Origin of the sequence: Antrihabitans stalagmiti, assembly GCF_016482825.1 — a bacterium.
In the GTDB taxonomy this organism is placed as follows: domain Bacteria; phylum Actinomycetota; class Actinomycetes; order Mycobacteriales; family Mycobacteriaceae; genus Antrihabitans; species Antrihabitans stalagmiti.
The window spans coordinates 637,041-657,590 of the sequence record NZ_JAEMNV010000003.1 but is presented as its reverse complement, the minus strand read 5'-3'; the positions used below and the strand labels follow the sequence as shown (position 1 = coordinate 657,590).

Below are 20,550 nucleotides of genomic sequence, written 5' to 3'. Positions count from 1 at the left end.
AACGCCTCCGGCCATCGATCGGCCCCCGACTACACGGTTTAGATTGTGATCGCTCAGGCGCAGTGGAACATGAGTAATCGACTACCTGTTCTCGGCACTCACTGCTGCGGCCAACGCGGCCCGGTCGACGACCTCCAGTTTGGTGCACGCCCGGTAGATGTGACCCTCGACGGTCCGAACGGAGACGACGAGGCGGTCGGCGATGTCGCGGTTGGAGAGTCCGTCGGCGATCATCTTCGCCACTTCGCGTTCACGGTTCGTCAGCGGGAGCGAGCGCGCGGATACCAACAGCGCCGGCGTGAGCGCGTGCCCGCACAGCGCGGAAAGCCTGTGTGCAGCTGCGGCCGCGGACAACTCGTCCGAGCGCTGCCCGGCACTCGCGTACTCGGCCGACGCGAGCGCGGCAAGGTCTGCCGCGATGAGCAGCAGTCCCATCCGCTCGAATTCGGCACTCACCGAGAGCAGTTTTCCGGCACCGGCTTCGAGTAGAGCGGCACCGAGTTTGCCTGCCGCTGCGGCGAACTCACCCGGCACCGCTTGGGAGGCCGTGACGAGGTCTGCCGCGATGGTGCGGTCGCCGAATTGTGCTGCTGTCGTCAGCATTCGGCACAGCACAGCCGTCTGACCGCCGTTCCTCGCTACATCAGCGGCTTCGCGGGCCAGGCTCCTCGCGGTGGTGCTGTCCCCATCGGACGCGGCGACCCAGGCCCGGGCAAGCAGCAACTCCGGCTCGAAGATCGCGACGTTGTCGCCGAAGAGCCGCTCGGCTCGCGCCAAGGCGTCGTGCGCCTCGTCGCGGCGCCCCAGAGCGGCGGCTGCCTGCGCCAAATGCGTCGCCGACAGCATTGCCCACGAGTACCCGGTGCCTTCGAGACCTGCTGCGGACGACTTGAATTCGGCACACGCGGCAGGCAGGTCGCCGCGTGCGAACAGCACCTGTCCTAGCAGTACGCCGCCGATCGACCGACCCGGCTGCTGCTGTTCCGCGAAGTCGACGTAGTGCTTGGCAAGACGATGCGCGTCGTCGAGGCGACCGGTCATGATCAGCGCGAAAGTTTGGCCGAGCCCACAGGTGAATCGGACGTTGCCACTTTCGGCGAGGGTCGCAGCTTCGAGTCCGGGCTCGGCCAGCGCCTCCACTTCGTCGAATCTTCCGAGAAAGGCGAGGCTGACCGCACCCGACGAGCCTGCCCACGCCCGAGCGAGCGGCGTGCTTGCGGGCGAATCCATCAGCCGCGCAACGACGTCGACGGCCTCGGACAAGCGCGATTCGTAGAACATGAAGGTCGCGTCGAGCGCGTCGAGCAAGTTGTCGACCAGCTTCTCGGTCGCTCGCCCCTTCATCAGCTCCAGCAAGGCGCGGCCCTGCGCCGGTCGACCGAGCATCCAGTAGAAGTTCGCCGCGCGCGGCAAACCCCATACCAGCATCTCCATCTCACTGAGCGCAGCCGGATCGTATTGGCCGAGTTCGGCTTCCACCTCCTCGCCGCGGCCGAGCCAGGCCAGGGCGAAGCCGAGATACACCGACGCGTAGAAACCTCCACCACCGGCTTTGGCGCCATTGGCGAGTCGTTCGCCGAGCGTGATCGCACCCATCCGCAACGCGTCGCGAGCGGCGTCCACCAGCAGTTCGGGGTTGGGCGGGATGTCACTGTCGAGCGCGAGGGCCGCCAGACGGATCTTGTCGATGATGTGAGTCGGCTTGGTCACCGACATCCGCCGAACGAGTTCGCTACGAATCCGGCGAGCCGTTGGGCTTGCGGTCTGGCTGCTCAGAACTTCGCCGTACAGCGGATGGCCAAGGCGCGCAACAAGTCCTGCTTCCCCACTCGTGACCCGAACGAGGCCGTCACGTTCGGCGGCTTCGACGGCGTCAGCCGAGCTGAGGTCGGTGAGTACGTCGAGGTCGAGCGGTTCGGAGAAGGAAAGCAGCTCGAGCACTCGGCGTTCGGTGTCCGAGAGGCTGTTGATTCTGCTCTCCACCAACGTGTTCAGGTGCGGCGTGATGGCAGCTTCACCCCGCAGCTGCCACACTCCCGCGACTTCGCGCAGCGAGCCCGCGTCGAGCGCCCCCTCGATGAGGTGGCGGAGAAACAGCGGGTTGCCCTCCGACACACGGAAGATACGGTCCGCGCTCGGCGCTTCGAGGGGTCCGCCGAGAACGGTTTCGGACAGGTCGATGGTTTGCTCACGGGTGAAGGACGACAGCTCGATCCGGTGCAGCCATTCGTCTTTCCACAGTGCCGTGATGGCGTCGGGGGCGGGCTCGTTGTCGCGAATGGTCACGACAAGGCGCGCGCTTCCGCCCATCGCCAACTGGTGGACGAGTGTCGCCGAAAAGTTGTCGAGCAGGTGCGCGTCGTCGACTCCGATGATCATTCCGGCCATACCGGCGACGATGTCGCGACGGGCGGACCGCAGGACCGTCGCGGGCTCGATCGGGCTGGTCACCGAGATCAGGTGGGCGAAGGCACCGAGTGGGACTCGACGCGCAGTCTCGGTTCCGACAACCCACTTGAACGGCACACCGGCGTCACGGACAGCGTCTTTTGCGAGTGTCGTCTTGCCGACGCCGGCGCCGCCGGTGAGGACGACACCGTTCGCGCCGCTGCTGGGGAGCAGCGAGGATCCAATGGCGTCGAGGTGCGTCGCCCTACCGAGGGTCGGCCAAGCAGTTCCCATACGGGGATCCTATTGGCCGCGGGTGCGATTGTCGCTGCGCGTCAATGCAGGTATGCGAAGCCCGGCGCGATCTGTTCGGAATTGGCGCGCCCGCCCGTCAACTCGACCATCGCTGCTACGACGCCACCTCGGCCTATGGTTACCGATGCCGCGCACGTCGTGTCCGACGCCACCGTCGCTGCGGGGACGACCATTCTGGCAACGCCACCGGTCAGCGACTCGAGGTTGAACCAGACCACCGCGAACAAGCCGAGGTCGAGCGGCGATCGGCCGCCGACCTCCTGGTCGAGGGTGAATCTGACGTTCTCCAGATCCGGCGTCGACCTGTCGGCTCGCGCGTACAACTCGGCCCCGGCCGTGCGGTGTGGCTGTACTTGAAATGCGCAGGACCCGCCGCGTTCGGCGGTCATGGGCGCTACCCCGAGGTCGAGTATTCGGCGCGCCGCATCGACCGCTTTGGTCTGCAGCAGCCCGCCCCGTCTGCGCAGTTCGGATTCCGCGGCCACGAGCCGGACCCGGTCGAACATGTCCAGTGTCGGCGAGAACATCGTCCCCCTTTGTCGAACGTCCCCCAGCCTGGAAAGTTATTGACTGCGGCCCCCCTCGTGGCCGCAGTCCCCTAGGACGCTAGGTGCGAGGTGCTACCCAGCGCCTGAGTAGTGGACTACCTGTCTTCGCCAACCACCGAGGCGGCTTCGCCGCTCGTGAGTCTTTTTGGTGGTTGGGACCTCCTGAAAGACTCACGAGGCGCGGAGCGCCCTCATTGGCCACTTATATCTATTAGTTAAGAATTACTCCCTACTTGTATTGACAAGTTGTGGTGACGACCCTCACACTTGGTCCATGGCAAACGAAACGAAATACGACGTCGTGGTCGTCGGTGCCGGCATCGTCGGACTCGCGCACGCGTACCACGCTTACAACCGTGGCCTTCGGGTCGCTGTTGTCGACCACGCCGACGGCGTGACGGGAGCATCGGTTCAGAACTTCGGCCACGCTTGCATCACGGCGCAATCCGGCACGGCCCTGCGCTACGGAACAGCAGGCCGCCAACACTGGCTCGACCTCTCCCGCAAGGCGGGCTTCTGGTCCGCAGAGGTCGGCACCCTGTGCGTCGCCCGACACGACGACGAGCTTGCGCTGATCAACGAGTTCGCCGCCGAACGCGGATCGACCGACGTTCGACTGCTCGACCGATCCCAGATTCTCGACCGACTGCCGATCCGGCCAGAAGGCGTCACCGGCGGCATGTACCTGCCGAACGATATTCAGGTCGACCCGAGATCTGCGGCGCCGTCGATCGCGCGATGGCTCGAGGCATCCGGTGTCGACTTCTACTGGCGAACCGCAGCAACACATTTCGACACCGGCGTTGTCCACACGACGCGAGGCGACCTCCACACGGAGACAACGTTCGTCACCGTCAACTACGACATCGACCGCCTCTTCCCCGAATTCGCCGACCGCGACGAACTGCAGCGCTGCCGGCTACACATGCTGCGCGCGCACGCTCCGCTCGCCTTCACCCTGCCGACCCCGCTCTTCACGGGCTGGTCCCTGGTTCGGTACTCCGGATTCGACCAGCTCGCGTCCAAAGACGCTGTCCTGCAACGTCTACGCGCCGAATACCCCGACTACGTGGACATCGACCTGCACCAGATGTACACCCCGCAACCCGACGGTTCGATCCTGGTCGGCGACACCCACGCGAAAGACGTTTCGACGTCGCCGTTCCAGTCGGAGAAGGGTTTTGCGGTCTTGATCGACGAAGCCGAGAAGCTCTTCGGCGTCCCGCTCACCGTCACGGAACGTTGGCAAGGCGTCTATTCGTCCGCTCCCAACAAAGAATTCCTGATCGAAGAACCGATCGACGGCGTTCACGTCGTAACCGTCACGACGGGAATCGGCATGACCACCTCGATGGGCCTCGCCCTGGAGACCGTGGAAAACGCTCTGCTGCGCAACAACATTCGTATCCCAGCCTGACCATTTCGTCCACAAGGAGAATCATGACCCCCACCGAACAGACCAAGACAACCCTCGTCGTCTTCGACATGGCGGGAACAACCGTCGAGGACACGGGCCTCGTCCAGCAGTCGTTCCTCGCGGCCGACGAGTACGCAGGCCTGTCGAAGAACGCCGACGAGCGTGCCGAGATGCTGCGCTACGTCCACGACACGATGGGACAGTCGAAGATCGTCGTGTTCCGGCACCTCAGCCGCGGCAACGAGGAGCAGGCTCAAGCTGCCAACAAAGCCTTCGAGCGCTGCTACGCGCAGCTCGTCGAAGACGGCAATTGCAGTCCGGTTCCAGGGGCCGTAGAAACCATCTCGGCACTGCGGGAGCAAGGCGTCAAGGTCGCGCTGACCACCGGCTTTGCGCACGAGACCCAGTCGGCCATCATCCGGGCACTCGGCTGGGAGAACCTCGCCGACGTCGTCCTGTGCCCCGGCGAAGGCGTACGTGGGCGGCCCTACCCTGATATGCCCCTCACAGCTCTGTTGCGCACCGGCACCGACTCGGTCCAGCAGATGGTGGTCGTCGGCGACACCTCGTCCGACATCACCAGCGGCGTCCGATCCGGTGCGCGTGCCTCGATCGGCGTGTTGACCGGCGCACACAACGCCGAACAGCTCCGAAACGCAGGAGCGACACACGTGCTCGACAGCGTTGCAGAGCTGCCCGCTCTGCTCGCAACTCTCGTCTGATCCACCTGTAACACCGCAACACCCGATCCACCCACCGCCGCTGGTGTGCGGCCCTCCTCCACCCGGATTCAGCCCCCGGGCGGCCGCACACCGGCGTTGCCTCGCAGCGCAATCGTGCCCTGCCACAAATCATTCGAGCTTTCGGCCACCCCACTCCCGGCTAGGTGCCTACCATGTCGAACACAGTCATGACCCCTCGTAACACGATCCCAGGCTACGAACGCTGGCGACGCCAAATTTTCGCAATCACCTGGATTGCCTATGCCGGCTTCTACTTCACCCGGCAGACCTTCTCCGTGGCCAAACTGGGAATCCTCGAGGACCCCGTGCTGTCGACCACACTCACGAAAAGCACCCTGGCCAACCTCGACGCCGTCTACCTCACCGCATATGCGGCAGGTCAGTTCGTCTGGGGTTCGGTGTCCGACCGCTACGGACCGCGCATCGTGCTCATCGGCGGACTCGCGATGTCGGCCATCGCGACGCTGTTCATGGGCCTGCTGCCTGCTCTGATCTTCTTGGTTCCGCTGATGATCGTGCAGGGCCTCTCCCAGTCGACGGGCTGGTCCGGAACGCTGAAGAACATCGCGCAGTTCTTCTCGATCGGCGAACGCGGACGTGTCCTCGGCCTTTGGAGCACCAACTACGCCTTCGGCGGACTTGCCGCTGCACCGTTCCTCGGCTGGGTTGCCTACAGCGTGTTCGACAGCTGGCGGATCTCGTTCTTCACCGGTGCGATCGTGGTCGCCGGCGTCCTCGTCCTCGTGATCGCGTTCCAGCGAAATACGCCCGCTGACGTCGGTCTGCCGCCTATCGAGGACTACCACTCCCTCGAGGACCTGCCGCCCCTCGACAAGGACGCCACGGCTATCGCAGAACCATCCGCATCCTTTCGCGAGGTCTTCCTGACGGTGACGAAAGACCGGATGGTCATGACGCTCGGCGCCGCATACTTCCTGCTCAAGCCCGCTCGGTACGCAATCCTGCTGTGGGGTCCGGTGATCGTCGCCGAACGTCTGAACGACGCAGGCAACTTCAAAGCGATCACCGTTCCCATCGCGTTCGGCGTCGCAGGCCTCCTTGCGCCCGTTCTGATCGGCCGCATCTCCGACAAGGTGTTCAAGGCTCGGCGCGTGCCGGCCTGTGTGGTCAGCCTGGCCGGTCTGGTCGCCGCCCTCGCGATGTTCGGTCCGCTGACGGAGACCGGAAACATGTGGATCATGGTCGCTCTCCTCGCCGCGATCGGGCTGACCGTCTACGCTGCCGATGCCATGATCTCGTGCGTCGCAGCGGTCGACTTCGGCACCTCCAAGCATGCCGGAGCCGCAGCGGGAACGATCAACGGTTGCGGTTCGGTCGGCGCGATCCTCGGCGGACTGCTCCCCGGCTACATCGCTACCGAGCAGCTGTTCTACGGCTTCGCGGGTGCTGCGTTCATCGCGATGCTGCTGCTGATCCCGCACTGGCGCCGGATGCCCGCCACCGTCTGAACGACCCATAGCAACGCCGGGATGCAGTCACACTGCATCCCGGCGTTCGGCTGTCAGTACCAGAGCTCAGCTGCGGACAGCATGGTTTGCATGATCGCGCGGATCGATCGTGCGGGCGTTCACGATGCTGAAAGCGACTCTGTCGGGTCGGTAGCGGTCGTCGGCGAACTCGAACGGTTCGCCACGCTCGTTCCACGACGTCCGGCGCTCGCGCAACAACGGACTCCCTGCGTCGATCCCAAGATTGTCGGCGTCGACGCCGTCGGCCGAGACGGCATCCATGACGTGCCGCATCGACTCGAAGCGCACTCCGCGTGAAGTGAGGAAGTCGGTGATCGATCCGCCGTCGGTATCGAAGTCGAACAGCAGCGAACCGACGCTCTCGATGTAGGACGTGCGCTCCAGCATCGTCGGTTCGCCGTCCAACAACCTGAGCCGCAGAATCTCGACGACGAAATCGTCGGGACCGATCCCAAGCGCCGACTGTGCGGGCTCGGACACTCGGCGACGCGAAATCTCCACGGTGCGGCTACCTGCGTCGCGACCGGTCAGTCGCGCCCACTGCGTGAACGGGGTGAACGTATCCAAGGTCTGCGTGACGTCGAACCCGCGGACCACCGCCGGTTTGCCGCGTGAGAGAACAACGAGCCCTTCGTTTTTCAGCATTGCCAGCGCCTGCCGGACAGGGCCGCGCGAGACCCCGAACTGCGTGCACAGGGCACTCTCGCTCGGCAACGAGTCGCCGACCTCGTACTCGCGACCGAGGATCTGCAGTCGAAGCTCACGCGCGACCACTTCGTAGCGCGGCTCGCTCACCGACCACCCTTTCGTTGCCCGACACCTGGTGCCGAGCTTAATACGCCGCTCGCGGGTGCCGTTCTCACGGCAGATCCTCGAAACACAGGATGACGCCGTCGCCGATATCGATGGTGTCGCCCGTCGCCAGTGTCAGTGGCTCGTCGGGACGGATACGCGACGGCGCTCGGCCGTCCCTACGGAGATAGGACCCGTTTGTACTGTGCAGATCGAGCGCGACGACTCGCCACCCGTCGACCTTGATCCCGAGGTGGCTCCGCGAGATTTCCCGAGCCGCACTCGGGACCGTAACCAGTTGTGGCAGATCGAGTTCGGAGACTTCCCGAACACTCGGCCGAGCCCCGATCACAAGAGCCTTGTCGATCGGAACGAGCATTCCGGTCGAGAAGCGGATCATCCCGAGCGTCGGACGACGGACCTCTCGCGCGTCACCGGTCAGCGGCGCCGAACACGACCGGCACACCCGCCGATCGGGCGGATTCGCATGTCCCAGTGGACATACGAGGGCAAGCACAGGCGGACCCGACCCCTTCGGGGCGGCACCGTCGGAAGGAGAGACAGCAGGGGCGGCACCCCCTGGCACCGCCGCGACCGCGGTTCGCATCGGATCGGCAACCAGCGGCGCAACCGCTGCCGCCGGTGCGGTGACGGGACCGAACGATTTCACCGCCTGGGGTCGCGGTGCAATTTCCCACCGCAACGACACTTCGGATGCAAGTACAACTCCCGAAGCGATCGGCAATTCGACTGCGCTCGAACCGCTTTCGTCGCCGAGCCGAGCGGTCACCGCGGCGAGCGCACCGTCGAACGGCCCTTCGATCGAAGTCTCGCGATCTCGTCCGCGGACCACCGAACGTTCCCCGCCGCTGACGGTGAGTTCGGCAAAAAGATTGCCACGCATCGCAACTCGGCCTCGACCCGACAGGCCAGGTTCGCGGCTGACCCACACGTAGGCGTACGCAACCTCGAGCAGCGCAAGCACAGCATCATCGCTTGCTTCGTCGAGGAGCGCGTCGTAGAGCTCCAACACGACAGCAGGCGGAACAACAGGAGACAGCAAGATCAAACCGCGATCACAGACAACCGCCGGCCAGCCGCCAGGGCGATATCTGTGGCGCATCACTGCATCCGTTGCACCGGCATCGGCGACGTCGCATCCGACGGAGCGCCCGCTTGCACAGCGTCGACGATCAGCACGGTGACGTTGTCATGTCCACCTGCAGCAACGGCGTCGCGCACGAGTTGGTCGGCAGCAGCTTGCGGGTCTGCGACCTCACGAAGGACCGTTGCGATGCCGTTGTCGTCGACCTCACGGGTCAGACCGTCCGAGCACACCATGATTCGGTCGCCCGCAATCATCGGGAGCAGCCATACGTCAGCCGGATATTCCGTGTTGGGCAACAGCGCGCGCGTGACGATGTTTCGGATCGGATGGAAGTTAGCCGTAGCGGGATCGATCTCGCCGGTATCGATCAGTTCCTGAACAGCCGAATGATCGACGGTGACCTGTTTGAATCCATCCGAATCGAGCTTGTACGTGCGTGAGTCGCCGATGTTGACGACCATCCAGTAGGGCTCCGCATCGTCCTGCGTGACGATCACGCCACTGAGCGTGGTGCCCGGCGGACGGCCGTGGTCGACGTCGATCCGAGCGATCCGTGCGCGCGCGTCCGCAAGACTCGCGGTCAGCATTTCGCCCGTCACCGGAACCTGATCGGCGAGAGCGGAGATAGCCGCGATCGCCTCCCGGCTTGCGACGTCGCCGGCGGATTGACCACCCATACCGTCTGCGACGACGAACACGGGCGGCTGCGTGCAGTAGGAGTCCTGGTTCATCTGACGCACGGCACCGACATCGGTCGCCACACCCCAATTGAGCGTCGCCCCAGCAATAGCTGCGGTGCCTGTCATCGCCGAACTCCGAATCTGCCTGCGCCGATCTCGACTGTCGCTCCCAGCGTACGGACATCAGCGCCGCAAGTACGCGCCGATTGCAGATGTCGGCACACGGCATCGACGCCGAGCGCCTGTGTCGGCAGCAGATGGCTCATCGAAGGCATTCCCGTTCGCTCGTTGGTAGTCACGACAGAACCCGGACCAACGATGTCACGCAACGCGCTGTTCGCTCGGTTGAACCACCGCAGTTGGGCAACTTTGTGCAGACACGCCTCGACCTGGCACCGAATACGGCGCCAGGTCGAGGGTCAGGGAACGGTTACAGGCGTTCGACGATCATTGCGTTGGACAGCCCACCCGCCTCGCACATCGTCTGCAGTCCGTACCGCGCTCCGCGATCTTCCATGGCGCCGAGCATCGTGGTCAGGATGCGGGCGCCACTTGCACCGAGCGGGTGCCCAAGTGCGAGGGCGCCGCCGTGGACGTTGACGCGATCGAGGTCGGCACCGGTCTCGTGTGCCCACGCGAGCACAACCGAGGCGAACGCTTCGTTGACTTCGAAGACGCCGATGTCGTCCAGATTCAGCCCCGCACGACCGAGTACTTTCGCGGTCGCAGGGATGACGGCCGTCAGCATCAGGAAGGGGTCGTCACCGACTACCGCGAAGCTGTGCAGCCGCGCGATCGGGGTGAGTCCGAGTTCCTTCGCCTTCTCGCTCGTCGTGATCATGACCGCTGCACTGCCGTCGCTGATCTGACTCGAGTTCGCCGCGGTGACGTTCCAGCCGATCTCGGGAAAACGTGCCGCCGCGGCCTCGCTGTAATAGGCCGGACGCAGACCGCTCAGCGTTTCCAATGTGCTTCCCGCCCTGACGCCTTCGTCGGTACCGAGCTCAGGCAACGACACGAGCTGCTTGCTCAGCAGGCCACCCTGGCTTGCCGCATAAGCCTTTTCGTGGCTACGCAACGCGAACTCGTCGAGCTGTGTTCGCGACAACTTCCACTTGGACGCAATAAGTTCAGCGCTGATTCCCTGCGGTACAAGACCGCTCGGATACCGCTGCGCGAGTCCTGGGCTCCACGGCGAACTGTCGCGAATATTGCTGCCCATCGGCTGCCTGCTCATCGACTCGACACCACCGGCGACGACGATGTCGTACGCACCCGACAGCACCCCTTGAGCCGCGAAATGTATTGCCTGCTGGCTACTTCCGCATTGCCGGTCGACGGTCGTTCCCGGTACCGATTCCGGATAGCCCGCTGCAAGAATGGCATTGCGGGTGATGTTCGCAGCCTGCTCGTCGACCTGCGTCACAGCGCCGCCGATCACGTCGTCGATCAACGCCGGATCGATCCCCGTCCGTTCGACGACAGCACGCAGGCTGTGCGCCAACAGATCGACGGGATGGATCGAATGCAATGCGCCGGTTGGCTTTCCCTTGCCGATCGGCGTACGAACGGCTTCGACGATTACTGCATCTCTCATCATTCATCCCTTTCTTACGATGCGACGAAGCTGACGCGCCTGTGCTGCCAGTTCTCCTGTCGCGGTGAAGAGTTCGGTCTCGTCGACACTGAGGTCGGCGGTCGACCAGGCTGTGCGATGCCGCAGGTAGTACCAATCGCTACCCGAGTTCGAGGTCGGCGCGAAGTGTGCCGTCATCTCGATCGTTGGTATGAGCACGGGGCTCGTCATGGTCGCGAAGAGTCCAGGGGGCAAGGCGTCGAGGAGAACGGCCGCGCGCCCCTGCTCGGTCAGTCCGTAGTTCTCCCGCAGTCGAATCCAGACGATGAACTCAGGATCGGGCCCACCTGCGAAGGGACGCGCCGAGTTCACGGGCCGAATGTCGACGTACTGGGAGAACGGGACGAAGTCGACCGGAAGCACGAGCGGTTCGAGTTGTTCCGGATGTTGTTCGGCCGCAACCGGATTGACCTTCGGCCACGTGCGGTTGCCGAACGCTTCGCGGCTCGTTCGGACCAGGGCTGTCGCCCGACCCTCGATAGTCGCGGACACGCTGCCGGTCCGGCCGGCACGTACGACATCGAGCGCGATCTCCACCTCACCCGGCTGGACCGGCGCGTACATGTGCGCCGATATCCCGATCGGGATGCTGTCGACGTGTTTTGCCGCGGCTTCCGCGAGCGTGGCGAGGAGTAGACCGCCGTGCACACCGCCGAAGCCGAGCCACGTGGCGTCGAAATTGGTTTTGACCGTCGCCGTCTCGGCTACAGCTAGCTGACTTTGCATTGCCATAGCTAGACCGTACGACCTGACTATGGTTTATGCAAGTTAGATGTAGTATGAAACACATGTCCGGAATGCAACTCGCTGGCGCCCTCGCCGACCGCACTCGCTGGAATACAGCGGAGTGTTCGATCGCGAAGGCGATGGAGATCGTCGGCACCCGGTCGGCGATCCTGCTGATGCGCGAAGCCTTCTACGGCACAACACGTTTCGACGACTTCGCCGAGCGTGTCGGCATCACCCAGGCGGTCGCGGCAACCCGGCTCAAAGAACTGACCGCAGCCGGATTACTCGAGAAGCAGCCATACCGCGAGCCCGGCAAGCGGACCCGTCACGAATACGTGCTCACCCAGATGGGCCGCGACCTGCTGCCGGCTGTCATCGCTCTGATGCAATGGGGCGACAGGTACCTGCAGGGTCCCGGCGGAGCACCGTTGACCATCCTGGACGAGAAGTCGGACACGCCCATTCGTGTACAACTACGCGGAGACGCGGACGAAGTCGTCGAGATGGAACACCTGAAAATCAAAGTGTCGCCCCGAAAATGGGCGGAGCTGACCGCTCAGGACACGTTGATCCCGTAGTCGCGAACGATGCCGTACAACCCCGATGCGTACCCCTGACCGACCGCTCGGAACTTCCATTCAGCGCCACGGCGGTACAGCTCACCGAAGATCATAGCCGTCTCCGACGACGCGTCCTCGCTGAGGTCGAAGCGCGCCAGTTCGGTACCGGACGTCCGATCGACAACACGAATGAAGGCGTTGCGGACCTGCCCGAAGTTCTGCCTGCGGGCATCGGCGTCGTGGATCGACACCGGGAACACCACCGACTGCACAGCCGGCGACAACGCCAGCAGATCGATGTTGACGCTTTCGTCGTCGCCGTCACCCTCGCCGGTGCGGTTGTCGCCGGTGTGCTCGATGGCACCGTCCGGCGAGCGCAGATTGTTGTAGAAGACGAAGAAGTTGTCGTTGACGGCCTTACCGCCATCCGACAGACCGATGGCGCTCGCATCCAGATCGAACTCGACGCCAGTGGTCGCACGGACGTCCCAGCCGAGCCCGATCGTCACGGCGGTGAGGTTCGGCGATTCCTTCGACAGCGATACGTTGCCGCCTTTTGCCAGTGTCACGCCCATGCGATAACCCCTCCTCCTGTGCAGTCCGCCGAGCAGGCCACCCGACCCTCTCGATTCTATTAGCAGTCATCGAGCGTTGCGGGCGGCCATCGCCGCACCGACAGCACCCAATCGCCGCCGAAGCGATTGCGGCGCGACGACTTCCACCCCCGCACCCAACGCCGTCAGCTGCCCGAGCGCGACCTCTTCCGATTCCAACCGCAACTCGACGGTGACCCAGCCCGATTCGTCCGGCGCCGACGGCGTGACCCTAGCCGCCTCCGTTCCGATGTGATGAGCGATATCGCGCCACGCCGTCGGCGACAACCGCAGCGTGGCTGCGAACCGGAGCAGCGACCGATCGAACTCCGCCTCCGCGTGCTCCCACCATGCCGCAAGGTCGAACCCGTCCGGACGGTCGAAGGTGTCGGCGAGCACGACGGCAGACGTGATTCGCGACGTCCGATACGACAGTATTCGGCCGCGGCTGCGGGCAACGAGATACCAGACAGCTGCCTTCGCGACCAGTCCAAGCGGGTCGACGGTCCGCTGGGAGCCGCGGTAGTCCATCCGCAGACGTCGGCCCTGCAACACCGCGTCCGCAACGGTCGGCAGCTGCGGATCCTTTGTACGCGGACGCCTAAACCAGCCCGGAGTATCGACATACAGTCGATCACGCCACTGTTCGGCACCGATTCGCAACGGCAGTGGCAGCGCTCCGAGCAACTTCGACTCCGCGCTGGCGGCAACCGAACCCAGCCCGAGGTCGTCGGCGAGCGCGGGCACACCGAGCAACATCAGCGCAGACGTCTCGGCACCGGTAAGCCCGGACAGCTTCGACTGCCAGCCATCGAGCAACCTGATGCCACCGTTGCGACCCGTCTCGGTCCACAGCGGAACGCCTGCTGCGGAGAGGTCGGCGATGTCGCGATACACAGTTCGAAGCGAAACACCGAGGTCGGCTGCGAGCGCCGCAGCAGTCGTCCTACGGCTGCCCTGCAGGCGCAGCATCATTTCGACGAGCCGACTGGATCGCACGCAGTCGAGCCTATCCTAATTACTGACAGAAGATGTCAGTGATCGCCCCGCAGACTGTAGCCATGGCGACCTGGCAGCAGTTCAACGACGAAGCACCCGACCTGGCCTCGGCAATCGCGGCGCGACTGAGCGCACACAAACATCACGTCATAGCCACGCTCCGCAAAGACGGCTCACCCCGCGTGAGTGGCACGGAGGTCGAGATGTTCGCGGGTCAGTTGGTACTCGGCTCCATGCTGGGTGCGCGCAAAGCCCTTGATCTGCAACGGGAACCACGCTTCGCACTGCACAGCAATCCGGGACACCACACCATGGACGGCGGCGACGCGAAGATCAGTGGCCGCGCCCGCGAGCTCGACGGTGACGAAAAGACGACGATCGTGAACTGCTACCCCGAAAACCCAGGGGAAGCACACTTCTTTGTGCTCGACATCGAGGAGGCCGTGCTCGTCACCGTCGACGACGAGCGCCTGCACGTCGACCTGTGGCAGCCAGGGAAGGGGATCAGACGAACGACTAGGTAGCCGCTTCGTCCGGACCGATTCCTTCTACGGGCACTACGTACGGATGCTCGACCGTCGGCGGGAGCATCGACAACGCGGCCTTACGGTCGAGGCCCGACGCCTGCAGTAGGTCGACGATCGTCGAACGTAGCTGTGCGAGAACCACGTTTGCCGACAAGCCGCCCCTACTGACCAACTCGTAGCGCGCACCCGCCGCCACCGCACGCAGTACCCGCTGCACTTCGAGTTCGTCGGGATCCTCGCCAGGTTTCGCGAGAATCATGCTTCGCAGCACGTCGACCGCATGCGACAGCTTCTCCACCTCGTCGACCAGTCGTGGGTCGAGGATCTCGTCGTCACGAACGAGGGACAGCGACCGCCGCACCAGCACACGAATGTTGCGGAGCGCGTTGTCGAGCGGCTCGGCCATCGCGTCCAGCCGGACGACGCGCGAGCGCGTATTCCAGTGCAGCGGCGAGATTCGGCTGATCTCACGACCACTCGTGAGGTCGTTGCGGAGCGCATCGAGTTTCGTCTGGCTCGCGCGCGCCTGCTTCAACGCTTCGACGAGCAGCTTGGGATTTTGCTCCATCAATCCGTCGGCACAGAGTCGCAGCACATCCGACGCCACACCGAGAACTTCTCCCGCGGTGTCGCGCGCACGCAACATCGGATGGGTCGGCACGATCGCAACCACCGCGATGCCCATCAACCCGCCGACCAACGCGTCGAGCATCCGATCGAAATTGCCGCTCGCACCGGGCGGTAGCAACGTCGCGACCAGCACTGCGGAACTTGCCGCCTGCACCGCGATGATGGGTCCACCGTCGAGCAGAACAGCGATCGTCATGGCAAGGGCTACGACGAGAACGATCTGCCAGGTCCCGCTGCCGATCAGGACGATCAGCAGGTCGCCGATACCGATGCCGACCGAGACGCCGACGATCAGCTCGATGGACCGCCGCATCCGCGCGCCGAGCGCGATGCCGAGCGACACAACAGCAGCGATGGGCGCGAAGAACGGTTTCGGGTGACCGACGACTTCCGTCGCAATCCACCACGCCCCGCCCGCAGCCAGCGCGCACTGCAGAATCGGGAGCAGTGACGCACGAACCCGATGCAGTGAATCCCGGACTCGGTCCTTGGTCTTGGCCCGATTCGGGACGAAACGTCTAGTCGACGCCAAGTGCTTCTGCGGCGCGTGGATCGCAATCTTCGAGCAGGTCGAGGCAGCGCGCGTACTCGTCCGACTCACCGATTGCATTCGCGGCCTTGGCAAGCACCGCAACACATCTCAGGAAGCCGCGATTCGGTTCGTGGCTGTAGGGAACCGGACCGAATCCCTTCCACCCGTTGCGTCGGAGCTGATCGAGACCGCGGTGGTAGCCGGTCCGGGCGTAGGCATACGCCGTGATGGTTGCGCCCTCGTCGAACGCGCGCTCCGCCAGATACGCCCATGCAATCGACGCTGTCGGATGTGCGGCGGCAACGGTCGCCGGGTCTTCGTGGTTCAGCAGCGCGGACTCCGCGTCGTCATCCCCCGGAAGCAGTGTCGGCTGTGGTCCAAGCAGGTCACCAAAGGACGTCATAGGTTACATTGTGCCGGTCGGCGAGGCGGGGCAAACAGCGACGTGCCAGTTCCGCCCTTCTGCTGGCATCACACACCGCAATAAAGGTCAACAAGTACAAGGGGTAGTGCGTGCCGGACGCGAACGACAACAAGACGCCACAGTCCCCGACCGGTCCCACCGCGCCCGCAGCAGACCAGGCGAAGACTGCCGCCTCTGCTGCCGAAAATACAGCTCCTGAAAAGACAGCCGCTGAGCCGGCAGCCGTGCCGACCCCTTCCGCTGCTGCGGCGCCGACAGTGGCCATCCCTGCGCAGCAGGCCGCCGCCGAGACCGCCCGCGCCGAAGCTCCGACCGTTGCCATCCCGGTGCAGCAGGCTGCACCGACGTCGCAGGCTGCGACGTCGCCCGCAGACGAGGCAGTCACCGAAGCGATCCCCGCCGCAGCCAAAGCTACGGATCCGAAGAAGATGTCGGTCCGGCCCGTTCAAGTTCGCAAACCCGAACCTCACGTCGCCGCGCCGTCGGTCCCTCCTGCTACTGCGCCTGCCGAAACTCCCGCACCTCCCGCGCCACGGCCGCCTGCTCCCCGCCCGCCTGCACCGCGTCCGCCCGCTCCCGCTGCGGCGACACCACCGCCGGCATCACCGCCAACGCAGCAGCCCCCAGCCGCGCCTGCGCCGGAGCAGTCCGATCGCAAACCACCGCCGCCGCCCGTCGCCAAGCCGCAACGCGTCGCTCCCGCCCAAGTTCCCAAACGCAAGCGTGGCAAGTGGTTCGCAGCTGCGTTCGCTGCGTTGCTGCTGATTGCAGCGATCGTCGCGGTCGCTGTCGTTGCGACCGGAACCAACGAAGACGCAAACACTCCCGAAGCGCAAATTCGACAATCGATCGCGTCGTATTCGAAGGCACTCGGCGACGGCGACATTCAGACACTTCGCCGTACGTCGTGCGGTGCAAGCGCCGAGTACTACAACGGTCTCACCGACGAGCAGTTCGCCGATGTCTACAAGTCAGCAGTCGAGACAGCGGCGATCCCTGTCGTGCAGAGCGTCGACGCCGTCCAGATCACGGACAGGACAGCGATCGCTTCGGTGACCGCGTACACCAAGGCCGACCCGAGCAACCGGGTGTCGCGGACCCTCAACCTGGAGGAATCCGACGACGGCTGGAAGGTGTGCGACCCGCCCGCCTGATCGGGTCCGCTCGCTTTAAGCACTTCTTAAGCAAACCCCATGCGGGGCACGGCAACCTAGGTCCTACCCACGAGGGGGGAGCTGGGGCCGGGTCCATTTGGAGGGATGTGGATCGGGTCCCAGCTCCGGGTGAGGCGCTCCGCGCTCGTGCGCACTTTCGGCGCGCCCGCCCACCGAAAAGACTCACGAGCGGCGAAGCCGCCTATCGGCCTTCGAAACTCATCATCGTCGACCCGATTCGGATCGCGTCGCCGTCGGACAGGATCGAACCGCCGTCGATCTGGTGGCCCTGAACGAAGACGCCGTTCGCGGACTGCAGATCCCGTATCAACAATCCGGCCGGACTCGGCCTGATCTGCGCGTGATAGCGACTGACCTTCGGATCGTCGAGTTCGAGATCGTTGTCCGTCATCCGACCGATTCGTAGCCCGTCAGCAGGTATCGCGACGACACGACCGTCGTCGAGACGGAGTCGGCCACGCCGCACAGCCTGCGGTATCTCGCCGATCGTTTCGTTCATCGCCTTCGCCAACCGTGCGGCCTGTTCGACCGAACCCACCGTCAGCGGCTCCTGCCGCAGCACACGCTGCTCGAGTTGCACCAACGCCGGACTCGGATCGATTCCGAGCAGATCGGCAAGAATGGCGCGCACGCGCCGACACGCATCGAGAGCCTCTGCCTGCCGATTCGAGAGGTACAGCGCGGTGACGAGCTGGCCCCACAGCGGCTCGCGCAACGGTTGCTCCGTTGTCAGTGCCACCAATTCGCCGACGACCGCAGCCGCCCGCCCACACGCGATGTCGGCATCGATGCGCGCCGAGATCGTCAGCAGACGTTCTTCGTCCATCGCAGCGGCGAAGTCGTCGGCGAACTGCAGACCACGCAGATCCGCAAGCGCCGCGCCGGACCACTCGGCGAGTGCAGCACCGAAGAAAAACGCCGCACCGGCCTGGTCCCCGGACTCCGCGGCTTTGGTTCCTGCCGAACGCGCAGCTTCGAACCGACCGAGATCGGATTCGACGTCCGCGATCTCGAGCCGGTAGCCGGGAGACGCGGTGGTGAGCAGCGCGGCCGGATCGACTCCGGCCGTGCGCAGTGTCTTCCGAAGGTTCGACACGAACACCTGCAAGCTCGATGCGTAGGCATCGGGCGGATCGTCGTCCCATACCGCGTCGGCGATCGCCTCGGACGGCACGGTTCTACGCCTATTCACGGCAAGCAGCGCCAGCATCGTCCGCGGTTTCGGACCGCCGATCGCCAACGGTTGCCCGTCGACCGTCAGCTGTACCGGTCCGAGAACGCGCAGATCTACGCGCGGACCGGTCATCGCCTACGCGCCTCTAGCCTGCGCTGACAGAACGACCCGCGGACTTGAGGTCGTTGCAGGCCTCGATCACGCGCGCGCTCATGCCGGCTTCGGCCTTCTTGAGGTAGCTGCGCGGGTCGTAGAACTTCTTGTTACCGACCTCGCCGTCGACCTTGAGAACACCGTCGTAGTTGGAGAAGAAATGCCCGACCATCGGACGCGTGAATGCGTACTGGGTGTCGGTGTCGACGTTCATCTTGATGACGCCGTACTGCAGCGAGTCGTCGATCTCCGACTTGAGCGAACCCGAGCCACCGTGGAACACGAAGTCGAACGGCTTCGAACCTTCGGGAAGCCCGAGCTTCTCGGATGCGACGCGCTGACCTTCCGCGAGCACCTCCGGCTTGAGCACGACGTTGCCGGGCTTGTAGACGCCGTGCACGTTGCCGAACGTTGCAGCGAGGAGGTACCGCGAACCGGTATCGCCTGCGCCGAGAGCGTCGACGGTCTTGGCGAAGTCTTCCGACGAGGTGTAGAGCTTGTCGTTGATTTCGGCTTCGACGCCGTCTTCCTCGCCACCGACGACACCGATTTCGATCTCGAGAATGATGCGCGCAGCGGCTGCGCGGGCGAGGAGATCCTTCGCGATCTCGAGGTTCTCGTCGATCGGCACGGCCGAACCGTCCCACATGTGCGACTGGAACAACGGATTTTTACCTGCGTCGACGCGCTCCTGCGAGATCGCGAGCAGCGGACGCACGTAGGAATCGAGCTTGTCCTTCGGGCAGTGATCGGTGTGCAGTGCAATCGTCACGTCGTACTTGGCTGCGATGACGTGCGCGAATTCCGCGAGCGCTACTGCGCCGACAACCATGTCCTTGACACCGAGACCCGAACCGAACTCGGCTCCGCCGGTGGAGAACTGGATGATGCCGTCGCTGCCTGCATCCGCGAAGCCTTTGATGGCGGCGTTGATCGTTTCCGACGACGTGCAGTTGATCGCAGGAAAGGCAAAGGCGTGCTCTTTCGCCCGACCAAGCATCTCGGCATAGACCTCGGGAGTCGCGATTGGCACTGAGAAGACCTCCGTGTGATGGTGAGCCCGATCCGGTAGGAGTCGGCACTGGTCTTCATAGCCTAAGGGAGAACACTGTCCTGCCGACACCGGACCCGAAGCTTGTGGTATTGAACTCCCCCGGTGCCGAAGTGGGGTGATGGGGTCGCGACGCCGGTACTGTGGTCGACGTGATTGTGCAGGCAGCGGACTCAGTGACCACGAACCTGGCTTTGATGCCGGACTTCCTCGACCCAGTGAAGATGTTGACCGGTGACGGCCCCTTCGCATCGGCAGTTCTGCCTGCGATTCTCATCATCGTCTTCATCGAAACCGGGCTGCTCTTTCCGCTGCTGCCTGGTGATTCGCTGCTGTTCACCGGCGGCCTGCTCGCGGCACAGACGCCGCCACCGGTCTCGATCTGGGTACTCGTTCCCGCAGTGGTCGTCACCGCAATCGCGGGCGATCAGACCGCGTACTGGATCGGGCGTCGAATAGGGCCCGCGCTGTTCACGAAGGAAGATTCGCGGCTCTTCAAAAAGAAGTACGTCATCGAATCGCACGAATTCTTCGAAAAGTACGGTCCGAAGACCATCATCCTGGCGCGCTTCGTTCCCATCGTCCGAACGTTCACGCCGGTGCTCGCCGGCGTCTCCAAGATGACCTACCGCAAGTTCCTGACGTTCGACATCGTCGGCGGCATTCTCTGGGGTGGCGGCGTCACGATTCTCGGCTACTTCCTCGGCAACATTCCATTCATCGCGAAGAACATCGAGGCGATCTTCCTGCTGATCGTCTTCTTGTCGATCCTGCCTGCGATCATTCACGTCGGACAGCGCGCCCTTGCGTCCCGCAAGGCCGGAGCGCAGCCTGAAGGTGTGCAGCCTGAAGCGGTAACAGCTCCGAACGACCCGACAGGCTGACC

General features: G+C 64.3%; 20 protein-coding genes. 7 read left to right on the top strand and 13 right to left on the bottom strand.

Annotated elements, in window-relative coordinates; genetic code table 11:
* Positions 1–81 precede the first annotated feature (81 nt).
* Both JGU71_RS11810 and JGU71_RS11805 read right to left on the bottom strand, forming a co-directional pair.
* On the bottom strand, positions 82–2,682 hold the full coding sequence (locus JGU71_RS11810; RefSeq protein WP_199704308.1) for a LuxR C-terminal-related transcriptional regulator: 2,601 nt from the start codon (positions 2,680–2,682) through the stop codon (positions 82–84).
* Positions 2,683–2,723: 41 nt separating this feature from the next.
* A complete protein-coding gene (locus JGU71_RS11805; RefSeq protein WP_199704307.1) occupies positions 2,724–3,230 on the bottom strand; it encodes a hypothetical protein in 507 nt (168 codons plus the stop codon).
* A 295-nt stretch (positions 3,231–3,525) separates the two neighbouring features.
* On the opposite strand from JGU71_RS11805, the gene JGU71_RS11800 reads away from it, so the two are divergent.
* From JGU71_RS11800 to JGU71_RS11790, 3 genes are all read left to right on the top strand, one after another.
* Positions 3,526–4,668 (top strand): TIGR03364 family FAD-dependent oxidoreductase, encoded by a 1,143-nt coding sequence (locus JGU71_RS11800; protein ID WP_199704306.1) that lies wholly within the window; start codon positions 3,526–3,528, stop codon positions 4,666–4,668.
* 23 nt (positions 4,669–4,691) lie between these two features.
* Positions 4,692–5,390: a phosphonatase-like hydrolase gene (locus JGU71_RS11795; protein WP_199704305.1), complete on the top strand. Its 699-nt coding sequence runs from the start codon at positions 4,692–4,694 to the stop codon at positions 5,388–5,390.
* Between the two features lie 173 nt (positions 5,391–5,563).
* Positions 5,564–6,880, top strand: a complete 1,317-nt coding sequence (locus tag JGU71_RS11790) for an MFS transporter (protein WP_199704304.1) — start codon at positions 5,564–5,566, stop codon at positions 6,878–6,880.
* A 66-nt stretch (positions 6,881–6,946) separates the two neighbouring features.
* Here JGU71_RS11790 and JGU71_RS11785 read toward each other — a convergent pair whose 3' ends face one another.
* The 5 genes from JGU71_RS11785 to JGU71_RS11765 form a co-directional block, all read right to left on the bottom strand.
* The gene (locus JGU71_RS11785; protein ID WP_199704303.1) at positions 6,947–7,696 is read right to left on the bottom strand and encodes a GntR family transcriptional regulator; all 750 of its coding nucleotides are present in this window, start codon (positions 7,694–7,696) and stop codon (positions 6,947–6,949) included.
* Positions 7,697–7,760: 64 nt separating this feature from the next.
* The gene (locus tag JGU71_RS11780; protein WP_199704302.1) at positions 7,761–8,816 is read right to left on the bottom strand and encodes an FHA domain-containing protein; all 1,056 of its coding nucleotides are present in this window, start codon (positions 8,814–8,816) and stop codon (positions 7,761–7,763) included.
* The gene (locus JGU71_RS11775) at positions 8,816–9,607 is read right to left on the bottom strand and encodes a PP2C family protein-serine/threonine phosphatase (protein ID WP_199704301.1); all 792 of its coding nucleotides are present in this window, start codon (positions 9,605–9,607) and stop codon (positions 8,816–8,818) included. The genes JGU71_RS11780 and JGU71_RS11775 overlap by 1 nt, the downstream gene beginning before the upstream one ends.
* Positions 9,608–9,911: 304 nt before the next feature.
* A complete protein-coding gene (locus JGU71_RS11770; protein WP_199704300.1) occupies positions 9,912–11,078 on the bottom strand; it encodes a thiolase family protein in 1,167 nt (388 codons plus the stop codon).
* A gap of 3 nt (positions 11,079–11,081) precedes the next feature.
* Complete coding sequence (locus JGU71_RS11765) at positions 11,082–11,849, bottom strand: acyl-CoA thioesterase (protein WP_199704299.1); 768 nt, start codon at positions 11,847–11,849, stop codon at positions 11,082–11,084.
* 56 nt (positions 11,850–11,905) lie between these two features.
* Between JGU71_RS11765 and JGU71_RS11760 the strand changes: the two genes are divergently transcribed.
* Entirely contained in the window at positions 11,906–12,424 is a 519-nt protein-coding gene (locus tag JGU71_RS11760) for a winged helix-turn-helix transcriptional regulator (protein WP_199704298.1), read from the top strand.
* Here the strand turns inward: JGU71_RS11760 and JGU71_RS11755 are convergent.
* Both JGU71_RS11755 and JGU71_RS11750 read right to left on the bottom strand, forming a co-directional pair.
* On the bottom strand, positions 12,403–12,981 hold the full coding sequence (locus JGU71_RS11755) for a TerD family protein (RefSeq protein WP_199704297.1): 579 nt from the start codon (positions 12,979–12,981) through the stop codon (positions 12,403–12,405). The genes JGU71_RS11760 and JGU71_RS11755 overlap by 22 nt on opposite strands.
* Before the next feature lie 66 nt (positions 12,982–13,047).
* Positions 13,048–13,998, bottom strand: coding sequence for a helix-turn-helix transcriptional regulator (locus tag JGU71_RS11750; RefSeq protein WP_199704296.1), 951 nt, complete (start codon positions 13,996–13,998; stop codon positions 13,048–13,050).
* Between the two features lie 62 nt (positions 13,999–14,060).
* Between JGU71_RS11750 and JGU71_RS11745 the strand changes: the two genes are divergently transcribed.
* On the top strand, positions 14,061–14,522 hold the full coding sequence (locus JGU71_RS11745) for a pyridoxamine 5'-phosphate oxidase family protein (RefSeq protein WP_199704295.1): 462 nt from the start codon (positions 14,061–14,063) through the stop codon (positions 14,520–14,522).
* Here JGU71_RS11745 and JGU71_RS11740 read toward each other — a convergent pair.
* A complete protein-coding gene (locus JGU71_RS11740; protein ID WP_233529028.1) occupies positions 14,515–15,687 on the bottom strand; it encodes an FUSC family protein in 1,173 nt (390 codons plus the stop codon). The genes JGU71_RS11745 and JGU71_RS11740 overlap by 8 nt on opposite strands.
* Positions 15,674–16,090, bottom strand: coding sequence for a DUF3151 domain-containing protein (locus tag JGU71_RS11735; RefSeq protein WP_199704293.1), 417 nt, complete (start codon positions 16,088–16,090; stop codon positions 15,674–15,676). Before JGU71_RS11735 ends, JGU71_RS11740 begins: the two co-directional genes overlap by 14 nt.
* 110 nt (positions 16,091–16,200) lie before the next feature.
* On the opposite strand from JGU71_RS11735, the gene JGU71_RS11730 reads away from it, so the two are divergent.
* Positions 16,201–17,265, top strand: coding sequence for an Rv0361 family membrane protein (locus JGU71_RS11730; protein WP_199704292.1), 1,065 nt, complete (start codon positions 16,201–16,203; stop codon positions 17,263–17,265).
* Between the two features lie 202 nt (positions 17,266–17,467).
* On the opposite strand, the gene JGU71_RS11725 is transcribed toward JGU71_RS11730, so the two are convergent.
* Both JGU71_RS11725 and fbaA read right to left on the bottom strand, forming a co-directional pair.
* Complete coding sequence (locus tag JGU71_RS11725) at positions 17,468–18,592, bottom strand: BTAD domain-containing putative transcriptional regulator (RefSeq protein ID WP_199704291.1); 1,125 nt, start codon at positions 18,590–18,592, stop codon at positions 17,468–17,470.
* 13 nt (positions 18,593–18,605) lie between these two features.
* Complete coding sequence (gene fbaA, locus JGU71_RS11720; RefSeq protein ID WP_199704290.1) at positions 18,606–19,646, bottom strand: class II fructose-bisphosphate aldolase; 1,041 nt, start codon at positions 19,644–19,646, stop codon at positions 18,606–18,608.
* Between the two features lie 215 nt (positions 19,647–19,861).
* On the opposite strand from fbaA, the gene JGU71_RS11715 reads away from it, so the two are divergent.
* Positions 19,862–20,548: a DedA family protein gene (locus JGU71_RS11715; protein WP_233529148.1), complete on the top strand. Its 687-nt coding sequence runs from the start codon at positions 19,862–19,864 to the stop codon at positions 20,546–20,548.
* The last annotated feature ends 2 nt before the right edge of the window (positions 20,549–20,550 follow it).